The sequence below is a fragment of the Streptomyces sp. NPDC043870 genome, from assembly GCF_056435785.1.
Genome location: NZ_JBWKDT010000059.1, coordinates 1 through 21,031, shown reverse-complemented (window position 1 = coordinate 21,031; position 21,031 = coordinate 1). Strand labels below are relative to the sequence as shown.

The following is a 21,031-nucleotide window of genomic DNA, read 5'->3' as shown; positions in this document are numbered from 1 at the left end:
CGTGCAGTCGATAGATTTCGAGTTCTGACCACGCGAAATTCGGGGCCTGCTATGAACCGTAATGTAACTGAGCGTTCTAGAGGTCTTTAACGGCTGAGGTTACGGGGGTTGGAGATCGAGTCCGGTCTTGGCAACGAGGCCGTCGAGGAGGCCGCGACGGTACTGCATCCGTTTGAGGCGGGTCTTCACGAGTGCGATGAGCTGGTCGAGGTCCTGTTTGGTGAGGTTGGCCAGGGACCGCTTCAGGAATGCCCACACCCCCTCGACCGGGTTGAGTCCGGGCGTATACGGCGGCAGTTGGTAGACGGTCAGCCATAATCGGGCGGCGATCAGATCGCGCATGGTGCGGCTGACGTGGGTGTTGAGGTTGTCCCAGACCAGCAGGTTCGGTCCGCCGAGCTGCTGATGGGCCGCATCCAGCAGGCGGGCCTAGTCGGACTCGGTGAAACCCTTGCGTCTGCCCTTGGCGGGGCCGCGGTCGGGGTGGATGCGGTAGATCAGTTGCAGCCGGTGGCCGGTCTTGGTGCAGATCAGCCCCGCCATCGACACCCGCTTCGTGCCCGCTGAGGTCACCTGCACCACGGGAGAGTGTGCCCGCGCCGGCCCCAGGTGTGGCCCTTGGGCGGCGTCAGCCCCTGCCCGGCTTCGTCCTCGAAGCAGAGCCAGGCGCCCAGGTCCGCCGCCCGTCTTTTGTGACGGGCCTCTGCTCGTCCTTCCAGGCAGCGATCTGCCCCTCGTCGTGCTCGGTGGCTTTGCGGGAGGGGGCCTGCGCGCTCCAGCCGATCCGGTGCAGCAGCAGGTCCAGTCCGGCCAGTGTGTAGCGCACGCCGAACCGGAGCGCACCACCTCAGCGATCCGGGCCAGCGTCCAGCACTGGACAGGCCACCCGGACACGGCCGGGCCGGCATCCAGCACCGCCTCCAGCGACCGAAGCCGACCGGCATCGAGCTTGCAGCGGGCACCGCCGGGCCCCTTCACGTGTTATACGCCAACCCTGCCGGGCCGTCGCTCAACTGGCCAACCAAAAGACTCAGTCACACGTAATCGGCGGGCCGTCGCAGAAGCGCTCTGGCGACGGCCCGCCTTCCTTCCTCACGACAAATGCGAGGCCCTGATGACCACGTCCCGGCGCACCGACGTCGTCCAGAGCGAGCTCGCCGCCGAAGCCGCGGCGTTCGCGACCCGGCTGGCCGCCGCCGACTCCGAGGCCGTCGGCGAACTCGCCGCGTTCCCCGCCCGCGCCGTCACTGTGGGGAGCCCGGCATGAGCCGCGGTCAGGACCATGGGGATGTCGTCGTGGTCTGGGAGGAACACAGCGCCATCGGCCACCGCTACCGGCTTGACCTGCGACAACGCCCACCGGTCCGGGATGATCGGCCGTGTTGCACCCGCGCGTTGCGCCCCCGAGCGGGCTCCGGGAACGTCAAAGCGGCGGCTGCGGCCGCGGCCTTCTATGCGGGGCCGTAGTCCAGGGTGTAGAGGGCATCGTCCAGGTTGAAGATCAGGGTCCCCCTGTTTCCTTCGACCGTGTCGCTGCCGAGGTGATCGTCGGCGTCCGGGAAGTCCGCGTCGTACAGGGACACCGTGTCGCCTGTCTTGACGAGGCGGTTGACCTGCCGAGTCGCCGGGGCGTTGTGATCACAGATGATGCTGACGGCGGAGCTCCAGACCGTCTGACCGTTGATCTGGAGGTAGACCTCGTCTCCGCCGACCACGTCTTGGTTCTCGTAGCAAGTGAGCGTGCGCAGATTCGCGTGCGCGGCCATGTTGTCGGGCCTGGCTGCGGCGGTCGCGGGGCCGGTGAGCGTGACGACAAGCGCGATGGCGCCACCGAGGGCCCACGCAGCCCTGCCGATTGAATAGATCTTCTTCATGGTCGGCTAACGACCTGCTCAGGCATTGGTGACTGCACAGGACTGGACGACCGGGCCCACGGTCAATGTTCGGTGAGAATGCTCAAACTTCCCTACGCTCCTCCCCGGGACTGGGCGAGCCCTCGACTGGTTGGCCCACCCAGTGGCGTCGGGTGTGGCTTTCAGACTTCTGCCGCTTGTGGCCTCCACTGATTGGCCGCCCGATGCCCCACGACGACTCGGCTGCCAAAGAGGAATTGCGAATGATCGCTCCGTAGACACCTCGGGGCGCTAACTCGTCAAGCCGCGACCGCAAGTTGGGCGGGGAAGGCGGTGTGTTCCTCGAACAGCTTTCGGTGCTGCAGGCAGTGGTAGAGCTGTCCGATCATGCGGTTGAAGAGGTTCCTCTGGGCAGCGGCGTGCCAGTCGCCGTGTTCGTCGCGTCGCCTGCGGTAGTGGGCTTTGGCACCGGGTGAGGCGGTGATCGCGGAGAATGCCCACAGATAGCCGACGTGGTTGAGGCGGTCGTTCTTTACCCACCGTCTCGTGATCGCCGACCTCTTGCCGGAGGCCCTGGTGATGGGTGAGGAGCCGGCGTATGCCTTCAGGCCGCAGGCGTCGGCGAACCGCCGCCGGTCGTCTCCGATCTCGGCGAGCACCCGGGCGCCGAGCTGGACGCCGAGACCCGGAAAACTCAGGATCACTTCAGCGTCCGGGTGCTGAGGGAAAGCCGCTTCCACCGCCTCGGCCAGGTCGTCGGCGGCCTTGGATGCGGCTTCCAGCTGGGTGAGCAGGGCGAGCGTCTGCTTGCCGAGAGCGTCCTCGACCAGCGGCGGCTGGTGGGCCCAGTCGGTGCGGAAGACCTCACGGAGGCGATCGGCTTCGGCTTCGATGCCGCGCTTGCGGCCTGCCCGCTTGAGCGCGGCCTGGAGCTGGGTGCGGGTCAGTTTGGCTGCCCGGCTCGGGGTGGGAGCCTGCTTGAGGAGTTCGTTGGCCTCGGGGCGGCAGAGTCCGCTCTTCCACGTCTCGACGGCGGGCAAGGCGGCGGGGTAGTACTCCCTCAGCAGAGAGCGGAGCTGGTTGGCGATCATCTGCCGGTTCCACGTCGCATCCTGCTGAGCTCGCGCCAGGACGGCGATCGCGCGGCCGAGGTCGCTGTCCGCTGGGAGCGGCCGGTGCGCGTGCATGTCGGTGCGCAGGATGTTCGCAAGCACGAAGGCGTCACCAGGGTCTGACTTCTTGCGCGAAACGGAGTGCCGGTCGCGGTAGCGGGACGCGGCCATCGGGTTGATCGCGTAGATCTTGCGCTTCCCGGTCCGCAGCACGGCAACGAGCAGGCCGCGGGACGTCTCGATTGCGACCGGGGTCGGGTCTTCTTCGCTGTCGCCGTGTTCGGCGAGCAGGTCCAGCAGGATCTTGTATCCGGCCGCGTCGTCGGTGATGTGCCGTTTGGCGACGAGCTAGCCAGTGTCGTTGACCAGGGCGACGTCGTGCGTCCGTTCCGCCCAGTCGATTCCGCAGTAGATCAAAACGGGGTCCCTCCCGTGTGCAGGTTTGTGCTGGTCACGAGCTCATGCGGAACCACGCGGCGCCCTAATCCCAGGCCTCGACCGTCATGGGCCGGGCCGACGCCTCGGTAGCCGTTCGTGGCACCAGCTCGTCTCACGGGCCCCGATCTATGCGGGAGCTCGAACGGCTCGGGCATTGCAAGAGGTCACCATGCGGCGGGCTCGCACCACCAACACCAACGAGTGATCTTTGCTGCGGTGTTGACGAGCTCGAAGGCGCCGGATGCTGCCGCTCTCCCGCGAGGGGTTCCGGCCATGTCTCAATCAGGCATGCTTCCGGCGCCCACGAGCTCGGTGGTTGTTGCCGGGATGGTGCCGGGCGGCGCTCGATCTCCGTGGAGGCATCACTTGCCCGGATTACGGAAGGCATCTTCCCAGGGCCGCCCGGCAACCACCAACACAGGACCGCGCACCGAGCTACGGAGAGGCTTCCTGCAGCCCGGGAATCGAAAGGTGTCGCGACCCTGCACTCGAACAGACTGAAGGAGTCGATCTCCTCCAGTGCTGCCCTTAACAAGGGATTAGGGAATCGACAGCGAGGTCGTCCGTCGGGAAGCACCCGCAGCCCACGGTACGGGGGCACCACATGGCCGCGATCTGGGCTGGGTTGGCATCGACGCAGGCAAGAGCCACCACCATAGCGTCGCGATCGACGAGAGCGGCCGTCGGCTGCTGTCGCGGCGCGTCGCCAACGACGAGCCCGAATTCCTCGAACTCCTCGCCGACGTCGTGGCCCTGGGCGACGAGGTGACCTGGGGAATCGACCTGGCCGACGCCGGAGCCGCCCTGGCCATGACTGTCTTCGGAACCCCCGACCGCCTCGCCGGCTTCGGTGGGGTCGCACCCGTTCCCCGTGACTCCGGCAAGATCAGCGGCAGCCTCCGACGCCCGCAGCGGTATGACCGACGCCTCCAGCGCGTGCTCTACACCTCCGCGCTGTTCAGCATCCGACGGTGCGAGGAATCCCGCCGGTTCTACGACCGCAAACGCGCCGATGGCAAACGCCACACCCAGGCTGTCCTCACCCTCGCCAGACGCCGCGTCAACGTCCTCTGGGCCCTCCTCCGCGACGGACGTCGCTACGAGCTCACGCCTCCAGCCGCCCTCGCCGCTTGACAAACCGCATGAGGAATCAGTGAGACAGGACATCCACCACGACAGACGAAGCGCGCTGCGCACTTATCCCGTCTCCGCCGATTTGGTTCCCCCCCGAGACAGAGCCTTGTCGCCAGCGACGCTCCGGACTGGCATCAGCCCTGCAGAGCAGCGGTGGGCTTTCCAGCGTCGCGGCTGTTCCGCCACTGTGCCAGGGCGACCGCGGAAGTACTGGGAGTTGCCATCGCCGCAACCAGACGTGGCCGCCTCGCTGGATCCGTCGCGGTGCCGGGATGGTGCCCGGCGATCGGCCTGGGCAAGACTTCCACCCATGAGAGTCAGATGCTTGGAGATCATCCACCCCGACGGCGACTTCCCCGTCGCGGAGTATGACGGGATTCGCGTGGGCGGTGTCTACCCGGTCCTGGAGATGGTCACCTACGACATCGACTGCCAGATCCGCGTGCTCGGCCCGGGCACACCCGACCCCGGACTGCTCTGGGACCCCGCCGGCTTCGAGACGGTGGACACCCGAATACCGCCCGGGTGGACCCTGGCCATCACCGACGGCCGCACCCGCCTCGCGGACGCCCGCTGGCAGCGCCCCGGCTTCTGGACCGACTACCACCACGGCGACCCACAGGCCCGGGCCGACTACGAACACGTGAAGCGCCAACTCCTCACCGCGCGACGAAGCATCCGCTCCTCTGGGTCCGGCCCGCGGAGCGGGACCTTATTCAGGAGCGGAAGAGAGCGGCAGCAGCCAAGCTGAAGCCCGCTGTCGAGAAGGAGCGTCAGAAGCGTGCCGCTAGGAGGGCTGAAGCGGAAGCCAACACCCCGCCGCCCGGCGATCACAACGTTCAGCCAAGTGGGACGCACCGTGCTTCCGACAGCGGCCTCTCAGTCGAGGAGCGCGTGAATCGGTACATCGCCCTCCGCCCGAACAAACCCGATGCCCACCCACATGATGACGAGGCTCGGTTCTGGCGCCTGTACGACAGGGGCGAGTAACCTCCGGCCTCTGCCAGCCTGGCGCGCCACATTGGCGGCTCGGCCTCTTTGTCGCCTTGCGCCCGCCCCGCTGATCCCGGGGCGGGCGCTCGTTAGGACGCTCGCGGCAGCGGCACATGGACGGGCTCGTTCAACCCTTCATAGGTGAAGCGAAGAACCGTGGGCAGGCTGGCTCCATCGACAGGCCAGAACTGGCGAACGCCCCCGGGTGGAAGGTCTGACACCTCGTGTGGCCAATGGATCTCGTCTACGTCTTCCGGGGCGGGCATCAGGCTCTTTGCCGCGGCCGTACCCTCGTTCCGCAGCTGGTACATCAAGCCCCCCGCGAGGTGGATCTGCAGCTTCGGCTTGGGCTCCATGGCCCTGCGCTGGAGCTCCAGGGATGCGGCCGCTATCTCCACGCCTTGCACAGCAGCGTCGGCGGATCGTCGCCCGTCCTCAGCGGCCTTCTCGGCTGCATTCGCAGATTTCTCAGAAGCGTCGGCGGACCGCTTGCCATCACCGCGCGCCTTGATGCTGACCCATATCGCAGCGCCAGAGGCTGCAATCGCCACCCATGCGGGTAAGTCTCCCCAGTCCATGGCGGGACTGTACTGCCGGTCGTAGGCTGGCGGTGCTCTGGGCTGTCACGGAGGTATCGCCATGCCCCGCCCCATCTGGTCCGGCGCCATCAGCTTCGGCCTAGTCACGATCCCGATCAAGGTGCTGCCCGCGAGCGAGGACCGGTCGGTGCGGTTCCGACAGGTGCGTGCATCTCGCCGACATGGCGCCGATCCGCTACAAGAAGATAGCGAGCTCGACGGCCAGGAAATCAGCCAGGCCGAGGTCGGCAAGGGCTACGAGCTGCCAGGCGGGGACACGATCCAGATCACCGACGAGGAGCTGGACAACATCCGATGCCCACGGCGAAGGCGATCGAGATCGTGACGTTCTTGCCCGCCGAGAGCATCGACCCGATCCGCATCTCGACCGGGTACTACCTCGCCGCCGACGGGCCGGTGGCCGCGAGCCGTACACACTCATTCGCAAGGTACTGGGCCGCTCTCCTCTTCCGGGCAGGTCCTGGGCGCTGTCAGCAGCGACGGGTCTGGTACGGCACGGCGACGGGTCCCGGTTCGGGCGGTGTCGGGCACCGTCTCAAGGCAAAGAGGAAGGTCAGCACGATTCCGCCTGCCACGATGAAGAGCGTGGTACTGATCCCGTCGGCGGTGGCGATTCGGAGCTGTTCACCGGAAAGGCCATCGAGGCCGGCAGTCGCCACCAGGACGAGGACGGCGAGGCCGACAGCTGCGCCCACGCCTGAGCCGGTGGAGGCAATGCCGGAGGCGATGCCTTGTTGTCGGTCGGGGATTCCGGTGGCGGCGGCGATGAACATGGTGGTGAAGACCACCCCGTCGCCGATACTGAGCGCCACGAGGCCGGGGATGAGTTCGATGTATGTGCCGTTCGGCGAGATCGCGAGGCCGAGTCCGACCGCACCGAGCGCACCGACGGCGAGGGCTGCGGCCAACGTGCGCCTGAGACCGAACCGCGTCACGAGCTGTCCTGCGGTCGTCGAAGCGGCCACCACCACTGCCGTGGGGATGAGGAAGCCGGCGCCGGTCTGCAAAGCGTCGTAGCCCAGGATCTCCTGGAAGTAGATGGACAGGAAGTAGAGCACGGAGCCGAAGGTCGCCATGAACATGAACGCGATGACGGCGCCGGTGACCAGATTCGGGTTGGACAGCAGCTGGGGTGGCATGAGCGGGTCGTCGCTGCGCCGCTCGATGATGACGAAAGCTCCGATCAGCAGGAGGCCTGCCACTGCGCTGACCAGGATGCCCGGCGAAAGCCAGCCCAATCCGGGGCCCAGCACCAGGGCGAACACGATGAGTGTGACACCGAGAGTGACGCTGAGCGCACCGGGCAGGTCGAACGTGCGGCCTTTTTCGCGTTCACCGTCCCGGGGGATCAACAAGAAGGCAAGAAGCAGCGCGGGGCCGGCCAGCACGACGTTCACGAGGAAGACCGCTTCCCAGCCGAACGTCTGCGTCAGAAGACCGCCGAGCAGTACACCGATGACGAGTCCTGCCGCGCCTGACCCTCCCCAGATTCCCAATGCGCGGTTGCGGGCGCGGCCTTCGACGAAGGTGGTGTTGATCAGTGCCAGGGTGGTGGGGAAGGCGAGGGCTCCTCCGAGACCTTGGAATGCGCGGGCGGCGAGGAGAATGCCGGGGCCGGTCGCGAGTCCTCCCGCGAGCGATGCCCCTGCATAGAGTGCGAGGCCGGTGGCCAGGATGCGGCGTCGTCCGAGCAGATCGGCGGCACGCCCGCCGAACAAGAGGAAACCGGCCGAGGCTACTGCGTAGACGCTGATGACGGACTGGAGCGTCTGCGCGGAATAGCCAAGGTCGCGTGCGATGTCGGGGAGTGCCACGACCACGATGTATTGGTCGAGCGAAACGATCAGCATGGTGAAGGACAGGAGCGCCAGCGTCGCTGTCTGACGGTTCCAGCCGAGGCTGCCGGGCGCAGATGATGTCTCTTTGGGGCGCACGGCAGCACTCCTGATGTTCGGTCACGTCTACGCTTACGGCCTGCCGGGATTCCGTCTCATTCGGGGCGGGGCGGGGCGGGGCGGGCCTCGCCGAGAAGGACGGTCGCCAAGACCCTATACAGCTCGCCCTCCCCAATCCCGTCAACGACCCACGCTCGTCAGACGTCGCTCACGCGTCCCGGTCTTCGAGGCCATCTCACCTGGCAAGTCTGCGGGTAGCAGATCAGGGCCGCCGTACGCGGTGCCCGCGCGACCGGATCGGACTCGCCGCAGCGTGAGCGCCAGGCGAGCGGATGAGGTCTGCACGGCCCGGGAGGTCCGCAAGGCCAGCCGGGCGAGGCGGCAGCAGGCGACCGACTTCACCATGGCCCGGAGCACCCGCCGCTTCATCGAGACCTTCGCCGCCCGGATCCAGGACGGCATCCGCGAGCGCGCGGCCGCGGACTGTCCGCGCACCCAGCCCTCTCGACATGTGGCCGGACGACGAAGGGTTCTACAACCACCCGGTCCCCCACGGTCCCGTCCGGCTCACCGGCGGCGCTGACGCCGAGGGCCACACGGTGCCGCTCAGCAAGGACAAGCTTCCGGCGCTGCTGACCAGCCTCGAAGAGGAGCTCCAAGCCCACCGCCGGAGCAGCCGTCTCGGCTGCTCCGGCCCTTGGCAGCGGGGGAGTGGCACCCCCGCTGCGCCGAACACACAACCTCTATGAGAGGAACCGCAGATGTCCGACACCCTGCTCCACACCGTCGACCTCATCGAGCCCGGTGACCTGGTCATCTACCACGGCAGCATCACCGACCGGCACGGCCTGTACCTCGCTAAGCCCTTCGGCCGACCCTGATGAGGCTCTTCGACTTTGGCTCTGACCGCGCTTCCGTGAAAGCCCAGGTCAGGGGGTGAATGCAGGAACGTTCACTCGGGGCAGTTCTCGATCATGGGGGCCTCCTCGATCGAAGACGTGCTGTTTCCCGGGATCGATGTGCGGGTGGAAGACGTGAGTGTCACCGCCGCAGTGCTGTTCGTTGATGCTGCGGCGGACGACCACCGTCTTGCCCAGGTTGCCGATGGCGGGGACGCAGGGTGCACTCAACCTACCGCCGCAACCTGTCCGAACGGCCTTTGAGCGGGCAGAAGTTGGTCGTGCGTCTGCGGGTGCGGCGCTTCTTCTGCGATCGGAAGTGGTGCGCCCGTAGGACGTTCGTTGAGCAGGTCGATCGACTGACGGAGCGTCACCGCCGCTCCAGCCTCGGGTTGAAGGAGTGGCTGACAGCGGTGGCCGTCGCGATCGGCGGCCGGCCCGGCGAGCGGCTGTGCCGCAAGCTGAACCTGGCGGCTGGCCGGACCCGCCTGCTGGGACTGCTGGAGGAGCCGCCGGCACCGGGACGGGCACCGCGGGTCCTCGGGGTGGACGAGTTCGCCTTCCGCCGCGGGCGCCGGTACGGCACCATCCTGGTCGACGTCGAGACCGGACGGGTGGTCGACGTCCTGCCCGACCGCACCTCGGAGACCTTCGCCGCCTGGCTGACCGCCCACCCCGGTGCGGAGATCATCTGCCGTGACCGAGCCAGCGCCTACACGAAGGCGATCAAGGAGGCCGCCCCTACCGCCCTGGAGATCGCGGACCGCTGGCACCTGCTCCAGAACATCTCCGACGCCGGTGAGAAGACCTGCCATCTGCACCGACCGTGCTTGAAGAAGCACGCGGAGCGGGGAGGCGACCGCCCGATCCAGATGCCTCTTGTGGACGCACTGCCGCCCACGCGCATCGTGCAGCGCGTCCTCCACCACCACGCCGAAGTCACGCGCATGGTCGTGGCCGGTCACCCGCTCAGCGACATCGCACGGCGCCTCGGTCTCGACCGCAAGACGGTCCGCCGCTACCGCGACACGAGCCTCGACCACCTCCTCAACAGCGCCCGCGACCGACGCCCCGAGCAGGTGGACGCCTTCAAGCCGTACCTGCAGCAGCAGTACGCCACGGGCATCACCAGCGGCCGGACGCTGTTCCAGCAGATCCGCGAACGCGGATTCCGCGGCGGTTACTCGACACTCACCGCCTACCTGCGCACCCTGCAAGCCGGCACGGCCCCGGCCGCACCGGCGGAAATCCCGAGCCCGCGCCGGATCACCGTGTGGATCATGCGAAACCGCGACCGCCTCAGCGCCGAGGAGATCGAGCAACTCGACCGGGCCCGCCTCGCCTGCCCGGACATCGCGCGGGCGTGTGACCTCGCCCGTGCCTTCACAGACCTCGTCCGCAACCGCCGAGGCCAACTACTGCCCGCCTGGATCCGCCAGGCCGAACAATCGGACGTTGTCCCTGTCGCCAAGTTTGCCGCGTTCCTTCGCCAAGACTTCGACGGTGTCACCGCCGGGCTCACCCATGAATGGAGCTCCGGGAAGGTCGAAGGCCACGTCAACCGCGTGAAAACGATCAAGCGAGCGATGTACGGACGGGCGTCGTTCCGGCTCCTCCGGATTCGCGTACTCACCCGGCCGTGACAGCGCAACCGCCCAGCCTGGCCCGGCGATCTAACGCCACAGGTCCGCCCCGTCGCGTCCGCTCGGGTCCATCGTCAGCAAGTCTTCGTGAAGACCTGAGAGGGGGCGGCCGGTGGGACATCCGTCCTCGCCAGACTCTATGACCACCCAGCCGACATCAACGCCGGACCCGTTTACGTCCCCGCCGCAGTCGAGCCCGTCCACCGCGGCGAATACGGCTTCGTAAGCGACGGCCCGAGCCAGCAGCACCAGGTCCTCCCGGTCCGCCCCCGCCTCCAACAGGCGCCGAGCTGCCGACACCTGTTCCAAAGCTCCAGGGTTGGCCCAGCCGTCGATCGCGCCCCGCCACAAGGCGCGGAGCAGCACGTAGCGTGCCAGCTGTGGCTGGTTCTCATCGATCTCAGACCGCACCCAATCCGGCGCATCAGCCGCACCGAGGGCCTCGAATTGCGTCCGAAGCGACTCCGCCGCGGCCCGCTTCGACGGTGCGAGTCCGGACAACCACGAGTCCCACGTCGCGTCGACATCATTCATCGCACCAGGATGCCCCACCAGACACCGGCACCGGCACCGGCACCGGCACCGGCAAGATCAACAATTCACGCAGATCCGGTCAGAGCCTCGAATTTCCCCACCCGCCGCTCAGGTGCTGGCCAGACATGCTCACTTGGATTCCCCGCGCTGGAACAGGCGGTGGGTACACCGATGGCGAGAGCGGAGGTCGCCACTGAGCGGGTTGGGGAGGAGAGCAGCTACCTATGGCCTACCTGACAAATGATCATCTGGCGGGTTCGTGGGACCAGGAGCGCGGCCAGGGGTCGGCCTCGACGCAGAACCGCCGGCTCGCTGGATACGGAGAGCGAGCCGGTCGGCGGTTGCCCGGCTATCGATGTACTCGCCTCTGATCGTGCGGAGGTCGTGAGTTCGAGCTCTGACCAGGTAGACGGTCGGCTTGGTGACGCCCCGAGGCCGCCTCGCGGGTTTGAGCCCGGTGCCGCGACTGACGAACCTGGCGAAGAGTCGTGTCCTACCGGCTCGAGGCGCGGCCAACCGCCCCTGCTACGTCCTACTCCTCCGGCTCCCAGGCGCGGAGCAGGTCGAGGAGCCCTGCGTCTCCGTCAACGTGCAAGGAGTCGGCGGGGATACGGTCGTACAAGTAGAGGACCAACTCACTGGCCGTGCCATGGATGGAGGCGCCGGCTGCGTCCGAGTCCTCGCCGGTCGCGGCAGTGGGCGCGGGGATGCGGGTGGAGCGTGCGCCGTCGCCGTCGACCGTGAGGCGCCAGGAGCGGCCCTCGGCGGTGTGGAAGTCGAAGGCCGTGGGCTTGTGCGGCCAGGCGCTGGGCGTCGCGACGCAGGTGAACAGGAACTCCTCGACACCGTCGAGGGCGACCTCGGTCGGCAGCGGCTGCGGGGCGCCCCCGGTGAGCTGGGCGTCGTAGGTGTGCACCGCGCTCTCCTGGGCCCGGTGCCGGGCGACTCCGCCGGAGGTCCGCGGCGTCTGCAGGGCACTCCACCACGCCCAGCAGCCGGCGTCCGGGCCCGCCTCCCGCAGGGCGCTCAGCAGAAGCTGCGTCGACGCGGCCAGCCAGGCCAGCAGGGCCTCGCGCTCCCGCGGCACTTCCAGAGCGGCGCGCGCAGCGGTGGCCTCGGCCGGGGGAGCGTCGGCAGGCCCCGCGCCGACGATGGCGGCCCAGAATCGGTCTCCCCCACCCAGGTGCTTCACCAGATCGAACAGCGTCCACTCGGGGCAGGTCGGCACCTGTGCGTCGAGACTGGGCGCGGCGGCGACCGCGGTGCGGAAGGCAGTCGACCGTTCATCGATCAGTCGCAGCAGGTCAGGGAACTCAAGATTCTTTTCCACGCCGGATGTCTATCACCGCGCTCCGGTGATCGGACAGCGATTCTCACAGTCGCCGCCGGTTGGCCATTGCGGACGTCGTCCTCGCCTCCCGCCGCTCGGGTGACAAGCTGCGCACTGCTGCGAGGACGCTGGTGGTGGCGGTACGCCCGGCGTCGTGCCTGTGGGTGCGCTGGCCTCGCCGCGCGACCGGGCACCTCGGCGACGTGACGTCCACCCGGTGCGCGCGGTCATGCTGCCGTTCGATGTGATGGACGCTGGAGGTCACGACGGCGGGGGAGGACCGGTCGGGTCGGGAGTTCATGTCACGCCAGGAGAACCGGCCGGGCCGGGTCCGGCGGGTTCGGCGCCGGCAGGGATGGGGTTCAGCCGGGACACCTCAGGCCGCGGCGGACACCGGGGCGGATACAGGACCGGTGGCCGGACTTGCGGTCCTGATCCGCAGCGTGCGGACGTCGCGCATCGCGAGCATGGCGACGGTGCAGCCGAGGATCACCACAGCGGCCCCGAGCAGTGTCGTGTGCACGCCGATCGCAGCGCTGAGCGGGCCGACGGTCGCCGTTGCGGAGGAGAAGCTCCTGGAGTCCTGCGAGACGTGGGGGCAAGAAGTACCCGGCGATCGTCAGGCTGTGGGAGAACGCCTGGGCCGAGTTCGTGCCCTTCCTCCAATTCGATACTGAGATAAGGCGAGTCGTCTGCACGACAAACGCCATTGAGCCGGTGAACGCCCGCATCCGCAAGGCGTCCGCTCCCGCGGACACTTTCCGAACGAGCAGGCGGCCCTCGAGTGCGTCTACATGGCCATCATGAGCCTGGACCCCACCGGGCAGGGACGCAAACGCTGGTCACAACCGTGGAAGGCCGCCATGAACGCCTTCGAGATCACCTTCGAGATCACTTCGACGGCCGGCTCCACGCCGCCCGCCGCTGACCCCAACAACCCCAGAAACATCGTTAGCTTTACAGACTCTATGACAATGCTGGTCAGGTTGGGTATCCCGCCGTACGGTCCCGGTCAGGGGCGAGGAGAAGCGGTTGCGGATCGGTTGTGGTCGGCGGGGGCGCCGGTGGAGGGGGAGCTGGGGGCGCCGGTGCGGTGGTGCCGGGGGTGTGGGGAGCTGTTGCTGCCGTGGGTTCGGGCTTCAGCAGTGTTCTGTTCCTCACCTGCAAGGACTCGATGATCGCGGTGTTCACCACGGCGGAGCGTTCAGGTTGCCCAGGTGTCCGCTGTCGGGAATCAGCAGCGGTCAGGAACCAGCGGGGCGCCGAAGACCGTCGGGCTCCACGCCGAGCGCCGTCAACAGCCGGACACTGCGGTTGCCCGGCTCGCTGAGCAGCCGGTCCAGCAGGTCGGAGGTGCCGCTGGCCATCGTGTCCTTGAGCAGCTCACGCGGCGGCACCGTGTCCTGGCCGAGGTCGGTACTCGCCATCACCGCACGCACACGTTCGTGGTCCACCCCGGTCTCGACCAGGACCCGGCCCCCGTCGTAGTCTGCCTCCGCCTCTTTCGTCAGGTGCGGGTAGGCCTGCGCGACCGCGTACGTCCGCAGCATGCCCAGGAGGACATCGTCGGTGCGGACCCTCCCACCGTGCTGCCTGGCAAGTTCCTCGGCCTCCAGGCGCGCCCACAGCACCGGGCTCGCCGCGACGTTGATCGGCATCACCCTGACCAGCAGCGTCGTCCAGAACTGCCCCAGCTCACGGGGCTTGTAGCGACGGCGGCCCACCAGGGCGTCGCGGGTGGAGCGCAGCTCCGGCGGGACGGCGTCCTCCACGGCAGTGACCTGTCCCGACCGTACGGCTTGCTGCAGCGCAACGACATCCACCCCGCATCCGTTCAGGTAGCTCACCGCCCCGCAGGACGGGTCGTCCAGGATGGCCACCAGCAGATCGGCCGGCGAGCGCTCGACGCCCTGACCGGTCACGGACGGTTGCTCCTGGCACCGGGCGAGCGCCGCCGCCCCGGCCGTGCTGAGCGTGAGCGAGCGGTCCTCCTGCTCGGCCAACGGAACCTCGACCTTTCCGGGTTCCTCGTCTATCCCCCCGACGCCCCGGCGGATCACGTGCGTCGTGAGGTCGTACGGGGCGAGGAACTCCCGGACCCGCTCGTCCTTGCTGATGCAGGCCAGCAGGATGTGTGTGCTGACGTGGCGCGCTGCGTAGACCGGGCCGAAGGCAGTGAGCAGGGCTCGGTTGGCACGGAAGTCTGAGGTCATGCGGAAGATCTTGGCCGAGGCGCAGGGGTGTTGCATCACCCCACGGTCGGAAACCGATGCGCCGAAAGTCGGAAACCGATGCGCCGAATGCCGGAAACCGGTGCGCCGAAAGGGGGAATCACGCTCCGACGTTGGTGTCGTCACGGTGGCAACTGGGCGTTTCGTCCCGATGCTGTTCGCCTCAATGGAGAGCAGGCGCAACCACTGGTGCCTGGTGTTACGCGATTGTCCGCTGCCGGGGGTGGCGCAACGGCACCGTAGGGATGTTCCTGGTTGAGACAGCATGCAACGTCAGGGTCGTGATCGGGTTGGCTGAGGTGGGGCTCAGGCAGCTTCTGTTGCCGACTCGGCGGCTGGCGTCGTCCGGCGTCCACCGAGCCTTGCCCCCGGGACCGCTGTAGGGGCACCGCACGAAGCCGGCCACCGGCAGCTTCTCGTCCGGCAGTTGGGTGACGTGGCAGCATCCCGAGACCGGGCGGACACTGACCGGGATCATCACCAAGTGGCTGCTCGGCGAGTGGACCGACCCGGCCCGCCGTACGGTGATTCCCGGGACGGCAGTGAGCCGGTCGTGATGGTGCTGGAGCCCTGAGCGAGGCCCACCGCGGGCCTGTGGATCGTCGTCTGCGGCCCGGAGTCCTTCAGTCCGGTGCCACCGCGCGCAGCAGCTCGAGCTGGTGTTGAGGGCGCTGTCCCGCCTGTCCCTGAGCACGTCTACCCGGGCGGACTCTGGAGCCCACGGACACTGCTGCGGTGCTCGCGTTGCTTCGCGAGCCCACTGCGGTGGTCGAGGTCGGACTGCTAGTCCCCAGGAAACGGGCCCGTCGCCCCGGGGTAACGACCATCTGGATAGCGGTCGCGGAAGCCGGGGAGACGATCATTGGGCTCTCCGGGCAGGAAAGCCGACAGCGTAGAGATGTTGAGTTCATCCACCCACTTGCTCGTGATACGCCACCGGGTGTGACGCCAACCCTCGAAGATCGAGAACTGAAGTAGCCGCTCGGCATCCGTCTGGGTTCCTTCAGCGACGACATTCCGCACCGTTGCCACGGCGTACTTCAACATCCGTCCGAGCTCGCCGTAGAGCTCGTCGAGCCCGTAGACCAGGAGGCGACCCAGAGCTGCGTCGGTCGCTGCCAGGTGCTTCTCCACCTCTTGATCGAACTCCTCGAGCGTGACGGTGCGGCCCCGTGACTTCTCATGCGTCACCTTCTCCAAGTAGCGCACGAGGGCTGTACTCGGGACGCGAACATCGGACACAGCCTGAAGGCTGGCATCCAGACGGGCTCGCTTCTCCGTCGCTCGTGCCGCCGCAAGCTGGCGCTTCTGCACGCGAAGGGGGCCGAAGTAGGCCGCCGTCGCGGTGAGGCATACGCCGATCAGAGCCCCTACCGCGGCACCCCAAGCTGCGTCCATGCCCCACCCCCAGACAATCGGCGTGTGATTGACGATACGGACACCGATCCCTGCCTGTACGGGGTTCCCTGAGACGTGAGCATGCCCGCCGTCCGCTCAATCGGCTCCTCCGCCTGTTCCCGGTCGGGGAAGGCTCGGCGCAGTGGTTCGATCTCCAGGGTGTCGACGGTCAGGTAACTCGGCTCTGTCGGGGATCTTGTGACGCTCCATGGCTTCCTCCTGGACCGGTTCTAGGGTCGCCACTCTGCCCGGCAATCGGGCTGCTCTGCGTACGACTGCGCGAGCACACGGAGGGCATAACGAAGACCAGCCGAGCGAGTGTCGGAGTCGGCGATCTCCAGCGGCGTTGGCGGAGGTGCTTGCCCGCCTCAAGTCCGGAGGAGGATGCGTCTGCGGAGGAGGTCGAGGTTGGCGCGGCCGAAGCCCATGCGTTTGAGGAGCTTGGCTCTGGTCACGTGGCCCTCGACCTGGCCTGAGCTCCATGGCGTGGACAGGCCGGCGGTGACCGCTGCTAGGTCTCGCTTCATGCCGTTGACCAGGCAGTGCAGGGCGGGCAGGTCCTCGGCGAGGACGCGGTCCGTCCATGCGGGCAGGTCGTTGCCGTGCAGGTCGCGCATCATGGCGGCGAAGTCGCGGACGTGGTTTGCGGTGGCGTCGAGGTGCGGGCAGGCGGCCCGGATCTCCTTGAGTTCGGCGGCGTCGGTCTCGGTGAGGTGTCCGGGCCACCCGGCCCGGTTGATCACCTCACCGTTCTCGATTGGACGGCGCCCCGGCGACCTCGCCGGGCAACACCTTCTTCGCCTACGGCGCGGTCCCCCTCGACGGAGTCGACGCTCTCAACGGCGAGACGCACGAAGAGATCCAGGACCAACCCATCACGGCCGCGGTGCTGCCGCTGCCGATTCTTTGGCCCGGTACGGCTTGTTCGTGTCGTCTGGGCCGAACCGACATGGGCCGCAGTCGGCCGGTGCCCCGCGGACAGCTGCTGATGGCCAGGCTGTGCAGGCATCGTGAGCGCAGCCCGACGCCTGCACAGCCGTGGTCATGGCGTGACACCTTCAGTGAGAACGATTGACGTCACGGTGGTCAGTCGCCCCTACCAGCCATGAACGAGGTCGCAGCCGATCGGCTGCAGCAGCTTCACCCGTCCCGCCGATACGCCGAACTCGACTGCAGGTGTGGGGACAGCCTGGGGTCCTCTTCGCCCAATGCCGGACCCGGGTCACTTCGGTTCCGGTTTCGCGTGGAGAAGGCAAGGAGAACGCCCGGCGAAACCCATGAGGCAGCGCCGAGGCGGGGAATGCCAGTAGAACTACTTCTTCCACTGGACGTTGTAGGCCACCAGTGCGTACTGGCCGCACTCGCCCTCGAACTTCCAGCGTCCGCGGCCGACCCACTTGCCGTAGTGGGTCTTGCCGTTGCCGCAGTCGGTCGACGCGCGGGCCTTTCCACGCGTAACGTGGCAGTCGGCGCTCCAACCGTGGCTGGTGGTCTTCCAGTTCTTGCAGGTGTAGCCGTAGTCGTTTGCGCTCGCTGCACTAGGCATGGCGACGAGCAGGCCGCCCGCGAAGACGGTCGTGGCGACAGCGGCTCCGAGGCTGCGTATCACGCGTTTCATGTTTCTCCGTTATCACCCGCTCATATGTGCACGGCGCGGGGCGGAGCGGGTGAGGCGTCCCGTGCCGCCTGGTTGATGATCTTACAAGGGGGCGGGTGTCCTGCGTCGCCCCCCAACTGGACTGCGGCCGTGCTGCTCTCGGCGCCGCTACGCCGTGTCCGCGCATCCGGAGAAGAAGCCTGTCCCATCGCTCCGTAGGTGATCGCGGGCTCCTGGCACGGGCGAAGCCACACCTGCGGGTGGCCGCGCCCACTGAGGCGAACCATGCCGCGGAGGGCAGCGCCACCCACGACATCAACACCGTCGATGAGGTGCACGTGAGCGAGCGTGGCCTGGCAGTTCTGGACATTACTGGCCACGACGAGGAAACCGTCCGCGCCGTCATGGCCGCCCTGGAGAAGCTGTGGGCCACTTCGGGCATCAGCTTCGTCATCCACCACCCCGGTCAGCCCGGCGCACGGGTGCGCATCTATGCAGACATCCTGCGCCCCGGCACAGGCAGCTGATCCCTTCCGGCCGACCGAGCCCCCGAGGAGTGCGGCCATCGGAAGACTGTCGGTGGGACCTGATAGCAATGCGGTCATGATCAGCAGTGACGACATAGGCGCTCTTGCCCGGGAGCTGACGAGCCGTTTCGTCGGCTTGCTCTGGAGCGAGGCGGACATGCGCAAGCTCATCGGCTGGCTCGGCTGGGAGTGGACTGGCGACCCTGGCGGCCCGGTGGGGGCGGTGACTGGGCTGCCGGGCGGGGATGCGGTTCTCATCCCGGTCGGGGCCGCCGAACGGGAGTGGGCCCCGCTGGAGGAGTACCTGGAGCTCGTCGTGCCGTTGAGCCGGCCCACGCCGGAAACTCGGGCGCAGGCTGAGGAGTTCCGGCGCGCGGCTGGCGCGGTGCGCCAGGTGCTTGGGGAGGTGACGTACGCCGGCAGCCACGGGAGCACCGGTCCGTACGGACGACGCGAGGCACGGCCCCTGTGGGGCAGCCCGTTCCTGCGTTGGCGCAAGGAGCGGGTGACCCTGGAACTGCGGGCCGGGGCGGACGGGCCGGAGCTGGTGCTGCAGCCCAGCGAGGCGTGGGAGAGGTGGTACTCACTGGCCGGGCGTGGGTTTGTCGGCGTCCTGGAGGACTGCGGACAGCCGTTGCAGCACCCGCGGTGGGAGCTGGCCGGCGACTGGGACACCCTTCAGGTCTCGATCGGCGCGTTCCTGCGGACGCTGCCCCGCGGTCACGGTCGCGACCGGGATGTCCCAGAAGGTGCTCACCGGGGCCGCTCTCATCGGTGCGCACATTGCCACCGGGCTGCGGCCCCGGTGAAGGGGTGGGCGGCCCCGCGCAATGTGCGATTGGGTCGCGGGGCGGCAGCCGTCGGGAGATCGTGTCACGGACATGGGCCGGGGCCCGGACCGCGTGGGTGCGGCCGGGCCCCGGTGTGGTTGTGGTGGTCAGTGGTGGTGTCCGCGGCCCCAGGACTTGGTGTCGAGGAGGCGGCCGCGGTCGTTGCGGAGGGTGGCGGTGTCGCGGTTGTTGTTCCAGACGTAGTTGTGGCGGTCCTGGTAGACGTCGGTGCGGGTGTCGCGGCCGATGCCGGTGTGGACACGGACGCTGGAGCGTCCGTTGAGGCGGAGGCTGTCGAAGCGGTAGGTGTGCCCGTCGCGGTCGCTGAGGGTGTAGTCGCGGAGGTTGACCGCGTGCCGGCCGGTGTTGGTCACCTCGACCCACTCGGCATTCAAGCTGCGGTTGGAACGGTCGTCCCGTCCGGGGCTGTCGTACTGGACCTTGCCGATCACGATCGGGGAGCGGAAGGCGGTGTGCCGGTCGTGGCCGGCCGCGGTCGCGGGCAGCGCGGCCGCCGCGAGGAGGGCGCCGGAAGCGATGGCGGTGGCGACTGCACGGCGGGCGATGCGAGAAGCAGACATGTGGGATGCCTCCTCAAGGACGTGCCCCAGAGGGCCTGTTCAGGCCTCTGTGTGGCGGTTCAGATTCCCGGCTTGCTGCCGAGGACCCACACTCTGACCTGGTCAGGCCCCTTCTCGAAGGCGAAACGGACACCGCGACAAAATATGGACATCTCCGTAACTCTCGCCTGTAGTCGACACCGAGTGCACGCCGCGCCAAGGTTCCCTTGGATGTGAACGGCATCGATCCGTTCAGCGATCAACAACAAGCGGTTTCTGGCGCCTTGCGCGCCCCCTGCCTGCGCTTCCGTACGCCTGGCTGGATCTGCCGAGGTATGTGTAACAGCGCCGCACCACAGCGGCTCGTACCTATGAACTCGTCTCGCTCGTGCATGCGAGTTCATCCCATGAGGGCGCCTCGCCGGGGATCTGCTGCTCGCGGCGGTCTCGGCGAACCTCACTGCTCCCATCGGCAGAGAAGAGGGGTCACTGAAGAAATCTCACCCGGATACAGCGGTGGTCCCGTCTCTGCTGCGTCTGGGCGACGCAGCCGTCGAGCGGTAGGAGTGTCAAGAGGCTTACGGTGCGGGTGCGCGCTGTGACAGGACAGCCCGCATGAGGTGGCCCCGTGGCAATCCGCACGTACAAGGGGCCGCCGGAACTGGAGGACGACCCGGTACGTGGCAGAACACCGCCCTGTTCGCCCTGGCCTTCTGGCGGTCCGCGGCCGCGGCAAGCGTTGAGCAACACCTCCGCACAAGGCCAAACGCGCCTGTTCGGCGTAGGACTCCATGAGGCACTACCGGTTGGCCCGGGACTCCAGGTGCAGGTTCTCCGCCGAGTTCGTCGAGGCCCTGGGCGCCGCCACCGAGTTGGCCACTGCCGCCGCCCAGCTCATCACCGAGTGGAAGCACGCCGCCGCGCTCACCACCGACTCCAGCGACGACTACGGCCCCGCGCCCCACCCGTGAAGGGACACACCGCGATGGCACCGCGCCTGGACGGGTCGGCCCAGACCGCGCAGGGCCCCGGAGCGCACAGCCAGTGCGCGGCCCAGCCACCCCGGACCGTCCCGACGGAGCGATCATCACCATCACCACGCCGAACCGGTGGCCGGCGAACCGGTACGCGTACGGAACCTCACCCCCTGAGCGCGACAGGAGACGGAACCCGTCGGATCCGGCGGGTCCACAGTCGGGATCACCGACGACCAGGCCGCTCATGAGGGCTCGGCCGCTGCTTGTTGAGCGACGCTGAAGTTGTGCACGAAGGCGACGTGTTGGTTGTCGACGGGACCAGGTGAAACGACCCCAGCGGCCGTCAGGCCGCCGGGGTCGTCGTGAACGCGGTGTCGCTTTCGTCGTCACTCTGTCGCGTGCGTCTCGGTGATGGCGACGCGGGTGGAGGACTCGTCGACGATGCCCTTCTCCTCGGTGAAGGCGGCGATCAGGGACTGCC

General features: G+C 67.9%; 21 protein-coding genes and 4 pseudogenes. 10 read left to right on the top strand and 15 right to left on the bottom strand.

Annotated features, from left to right (window positions below; genetic code table 11):
• Positions 1–99 precede the first annotated feature (99 nt).
• Positions 100–975, bottom strand: a pseudogene (locus AC0699_RS36220) (IS630 family transposase); the annotation flags it as partial.
• Between the two features lie 139 nt (positions 976–1,114).
• Here AC0699_RS36220 and AC0699_RS36215 point away from each other — a divergent pair.
• Positions 1,115–1,267, top strand: a complete 153-nt coding sequence (locus tag AC0699_RS36215) for a hypothetical protein (RefSeq protein ID WP_478669374.1) — start codon at positions 1,115–1,117, stop codon at positions 1,265–1,267.
• A gap of 184 nt (positions 1,268–1,451) precedes the next feature.
• Here AC0699_RS36215 and AC0699_RS36210 read toward each other — a convergent pair whose 3' ends face one another.
• Positions 1,452–1,874 (bottom strand): hypothetical protein, encoded by a 423-nt coding sequence (locus AC0699_RS36210; RefSeq protein ID WP_478669370.1) that lies wholly within the window; start codon positions 1,872–1,874, stop codon positions 1,452–1,454.
• A 278-nt stretch (positions 1,875–2,152) separates the two neighbouring features.
• Positions 2,153–3,382: pseudogene (locus AC0699_RS36205) on the bottom strand (IS110 family RNA-guided transposase).
• Positions 3,383–3,949: 567 nt separating this feature from the next.
• On the opposite strand from AC0699_RS36205, the gene AC0699_RS36200 reads away from it, so the two are divergent.
• Positions 3,950–4,537: an IS110 family transposase gene (locus tag AC0699_RS36200; protein WP_478669393.1), complete on the top strand. Its 588-nt coding sequence runs from the start codon at positions 3,950–3,952 to the stop codon at positions 4,535–4,537.
• Between the two features lie 310 nt (positions 4,538–4,847).
• Positions 4,848–5,288: a hypothetical protein gene (locus AC0699_RS36195; RefSeq protein ID WP_478669367.1), complete on the top strand. Its 441-nt coding sequence runs from the start codon at positions 4,848–4,850 to the stop codon at positions 5,286–5,288.
• 331 nt (positions 5,289–5,619) lie between these two features.
• On the opposite strand, the gene AC0699_RS36190 is transcribed toward AC0699_RS36195, so the two are convergent.
• Positions 5,620–6,108: a hypothetical protein gene (locus AC0699_RS36190; protein WP_478669364.1), complete on the bottom strand. Its 489-nt coding sequence runs from the start codon at positions 6,106–6,108 to the stop codon at positions 5,620–5,622.
• A 61-nt stretch (positions 6,109–6,169) separates the two neighbouring features.
• On the opposite strand from AC0699_RS36190, the gene AC0699_RS36185 reads away from it, so the two are divergent.
• The gene (locus AC0699_RS36185; RefSeq protein ID WP_478669360.1) at positions 6,170–6,454 is read left to right on the top strand and encodes a Ku protein; all 285 of its coding nucleotides are present in this window, start codon (positions 6,170–6,172) and stop codon (positions 6,452–6,454) included.
• A 145-nt stretch (positions 6,455–6,599) separates the two neighbouring features.
• On the opposite strand, the gene AC0699_RS36180 is transcribed toward AC0699_RS36185, so the two are convergent.
• A complete protein-coding gene (locus tag AC0699_RS36180) occupies positions 6,600–8,063 on the bottom strand; it encodes an MFS transporter (RefSeq protein WP_478669357.1) in 1,464 nt (487 codons plus the stop codon).
• 1,054 nt (positions 8,064–9,117) lie between these two features.
• Here AC0699_RS36180 and AC0699_RS36175 point away from each other — a divergent pair.
• Positions 9,118–10,566, top strand: a pseudogene (locus AC0699_RS36175) (ISL3 family transposase); the annotation flags it as partial.
• 30 nt (positions 10,567–10,596) lie between these two features.
• Here AC0699_RS36175 and AC0699_RS36170 read toward each other — a convergent pair.
• From AC0699_RS36170 to AC0699_RS36160, 3 genes are all read right to left on the bottom strand, one after another.
• Complete coding sequence (locus AC0699_RS36170) at positions 10,597–11,100, bottom strand: hypothetical protein (RefSeq protein WP_478669354.1); 504 nt, start codon at positions 11,098–11,100, stop codon at positions 10,597–10,599.
• Positions 11,101–11,632: 532 nt separating this feature from the next.
• Positions 11,633–12,430, bottom strand: coding sequence for a maleylpyruvate isomerase family mycothiol-dependent enzyme (locus AC0699_RS36165; protein WP_478669352.1), 798 nt, complete (start codon positions 12,428–12,430; stop codon positions 11,633–11,635).
• A gap of 376 nt (positions 12,431–12,806) precedes the next feature.
• The gene (locus AC0699_RS36160) at positions 12,807–12,953 is read right to left on the bottom strand and encodes a hypothetical protein (RefSeq protein WP_478669349.1); all 147 of its coding nucleotides are present in this window, start codon (positions 12,951–12,953) and stop codon (positions 12,807–12,809) included.
• 74 nt (positions 12,954–13,027) lie between these two features.
• On the opposite strand from AC0699_RS36160, the pseudogene AC0699_RS36155 reads away from it, so the two are divergent.
• Positions 13,028–13,317: pseudogene (locus AC0699_RS36155) on the top strand (transposase); the annotation flags it as partial.
• 357 nt (positions 13,318–13,674) lie between these two features.
• On the opposite strand, the gene AC0699_RS36150 reads toward AC0699_RS36155, so the two are convergent.
• Entirely contained in the window at positions 13,675–14,643 is a 969-nt protein-coding gene (locus AC0699_RS36150; RefSeq protein WP_478669346.1) for a hypothetical protein, read from the bottom strand.
• Between the two features lie 449 nt (positions 14,644–15,092).
• Here AC0699_RS36150 and AC0699_RS36145 point away from each other — a divergent pair, with 449 nt between their 5' ends.
• Positions 15,093–15,218 carry a hypothetical protein gene (locus AC0699_RS36145; RefSeq protein WP_478669343.1) on the top strand — a complete coding sequence of 42 codons (126 nt, stop codon included), beginning with the start codon at positions 15,093–15,095 and terminating at the stop codon, positions 15,216–15,218.
• Between the two features lie 226 nt (positions 15,219–15,444).
• Here AC0699_RS36145 and AC0699_RS36140 read toward each other — a convergent pair whose 3' ends face one another.
• From AC0699_RS36140 to AC0699_RS36130, 3 genes are all read right to left on the bottom strand, one after another.
• On the bottom strand, positions 15,445–16,059 hold the full coding sequence (locus AC0699_RS36140; RefSeq protein WP_478669340.1) for a hypothetical protein: 615 nt from the start codon (positions 16,057–16,059) through the stop codon (positions 15,445–15,447).
• Positions 16,060–16,289: 230 nt separating this feature from the next.
• Complete coding sequence (locus AC0699_RS36135; protein WP_478669389.1) at positions 16,290–16,394, bottom strand: DUF6221 family protein; 105 nt, start codon at positions 16,392–16,394, stop codon at positions 16,290–16,292.
• A gap of 33 nt (positions 16,395–16,427) precedes the next feature.
• A complete protein-coding gene (locus AC0699_RS36130; RefSeq protein WP_478669337.1) occupies positions 16,428–16,802 on the bottom strand; it encodes a transposase in 375 nt (124 codons plus the stop codon).
• A gap of 14 nt (positions 16,803–16,816) precedes the next feature.
• On the opposite strand from AC0699_RS36130, the gene AC0699_RS36125 reads away from it, so the two are divergent.
• Positions 16,817–17,134, top strand: a complete 318-nt coding sequence (locus AC0699_RS36125) for a hypothetical protein (protein WP_478669334.1) — start codon at positions 16,817–16,819, stop codon at positions 17,132–17,134.
• Positions 17,135–17,371: 237 nt separating this feature from the next.
• Here the strand turns inward: AC0699_RS36125 and AC0699_RS36120 are convergent, their stop codons facing one another.
• Positions 17,372–17,677 carry a hypothetical protein gene (locus AC0699_RS36120; protein ID WP_478669332.1) on the bottom strand — a complete coding sequence of 102 codons (306 nt, stop codon included), beginning with the start codon at positions 17,675–17,677 and terminating at the stop codon, positions 17,372–17,374.
• 239 nt (positions 17,678–17,916) lie between these two features.
• Between AC0699_RS36120 and AC0699_RS36115 the strand changes: the two genes are divergently transcribed.
• Positions 17,917–18,183 carry a DUF6207 family protein gene (locus AC0699_RS36115; RefSeq protein WP_478669328.1) on the top strand — a complete coding sequence of 89 codons (267 nt, stop codon included), beginning with the start codon at positions 17,917–17,919 and terminating at the stop codon, positions 18,181–18,183.
• Between the two features lie 583 nt (positions 18,184–18,766).
• On the opposite strand, the gene AC0699_RS36110 is transcribed toward AC0699_RS36115, so the two are convergent.
• The gene (locus AC0699_RS36110; protein WP_478669325.1) at positions 18,767–18,940 is read right to left on the bottom strand and encodes a hypothetical protein; all 174 of its coding nucleotides are present in this window, start codon (positions 18,938–18,940) and stop codon (positions 18,767–18,769) included.
• Positions 18,941–19,120: 180 nt separating this feature from the next.
• The gene (locus AC0699_RS36105) at positions 19,121–19,594 is read right to left on the bottom strand and encodes a lamin tail domain-containing protein (RefSeq protein ID WP_478669321.1); all 474 of its coding nucleotides are present in this window, start codon (positions 19,592–19,594) and stop codon (positions 19,121–19,123) included.
• Positions 19,595–20,364: 770 nt separating this feature from the next.
• On the opposite strand from AC0699_RS36105, the gene AC0699_RS36100 reads away from it, so the two are divergent.
• Positions 20,365–20,544, top strand: a complete 180-nt coding sequence (locus AC0699_RS36100; protein ID WP_478669317.1) for a hypothetical protein — start codon at positions 20,365–20,367, stop codon at positions 20,542–20,544.
• Positions 20,545–21,031 lie beyond the last annotated feature (487 nt).

Excerpts from the sequence above, each read along its gene's own strand:
- AC0699_RS36215 (WP_478669374.1), top strand. The coding sequence starts at position 1,115 with ATGACCACGTCCCGGCGCACCGACGTCGTCCAGAGCGAGCTCGCCGCC.
- AC0699_RS36195 (WP_478669367.1), top strand. The coding sequence starts at position 4,848 with ATGAGAGTCAGATGCTTGGAGATCATCCACCCCGACGGCGACTTCCCC.
- AC0699_RS36190 (WP_478669364.1), bottom strand. The coding sequence starts at position 6,108 with ATGGACTGGGGAGACTTACCCGCATGGGTGGCGATTGCAGCCTCTGGC.
- AC0699_RS36170 (WP_478669354.1), bottom strand. The coding sequence starts at position 11,100 with ATGAATGATGTCGACGCGACGTGGGACTCGTGGTTGTCCGGACTCGCA.
- AC0699_RS36120 (WP_478669332.1), bottom strand. The coding sequence starts at position 17,677 with ATGAAACGCGTGATACGCAGCCTCGGAGCCGCTGTCGCCACGACCGTC.
- AC0699_RS36105 (WP_478669321.1), bottom strand. The coding sequence starts at position 19,594 with ATGTCTGCTTCTCGCATCGCCCGCCGTGCAGTCGCCACCGCCATCGCT.
- AC0699_RS36140 (WP_478669340.1), bottom strand. The coding sequence starts at position 16,059 with ATGGACGCAGCTTGGGGTGCCGCGGTAGGGGCTCTGATCGGCGTATGC.
- AC0699_RS36100 (WP_478669317.1), top strand. The coding sequence starts at position 20,365 with ATGAGGCACTACCGGTTGGCCCGGGACTCCAGGTGCAGGTTCTCCGCC.
- AC0699_RS36210 (WP_478669370.1), bottom strand. The coding sequence starts at position 1,874 with ATGAAGAAGATCTATTCAATCGGCAGGGCTGCGTGGGCCCTCGGTGGC.
- AC0699_RS36150 (WP_478669346.1), bottom strand. The coding sequence starts at position 14,643 with ATGACCTCAGACTTCCGTGCCAACCGAGCCCTGCTCACTGCCTTCGGC.
- AC0699_RS36185 (WP_478669360.1), top strand. The coding sequence starts at position 6,170 with ATGCCCCGCCCCATCTGGTCCGGCGCCATCAGCTTCGGCCTAGTCACG.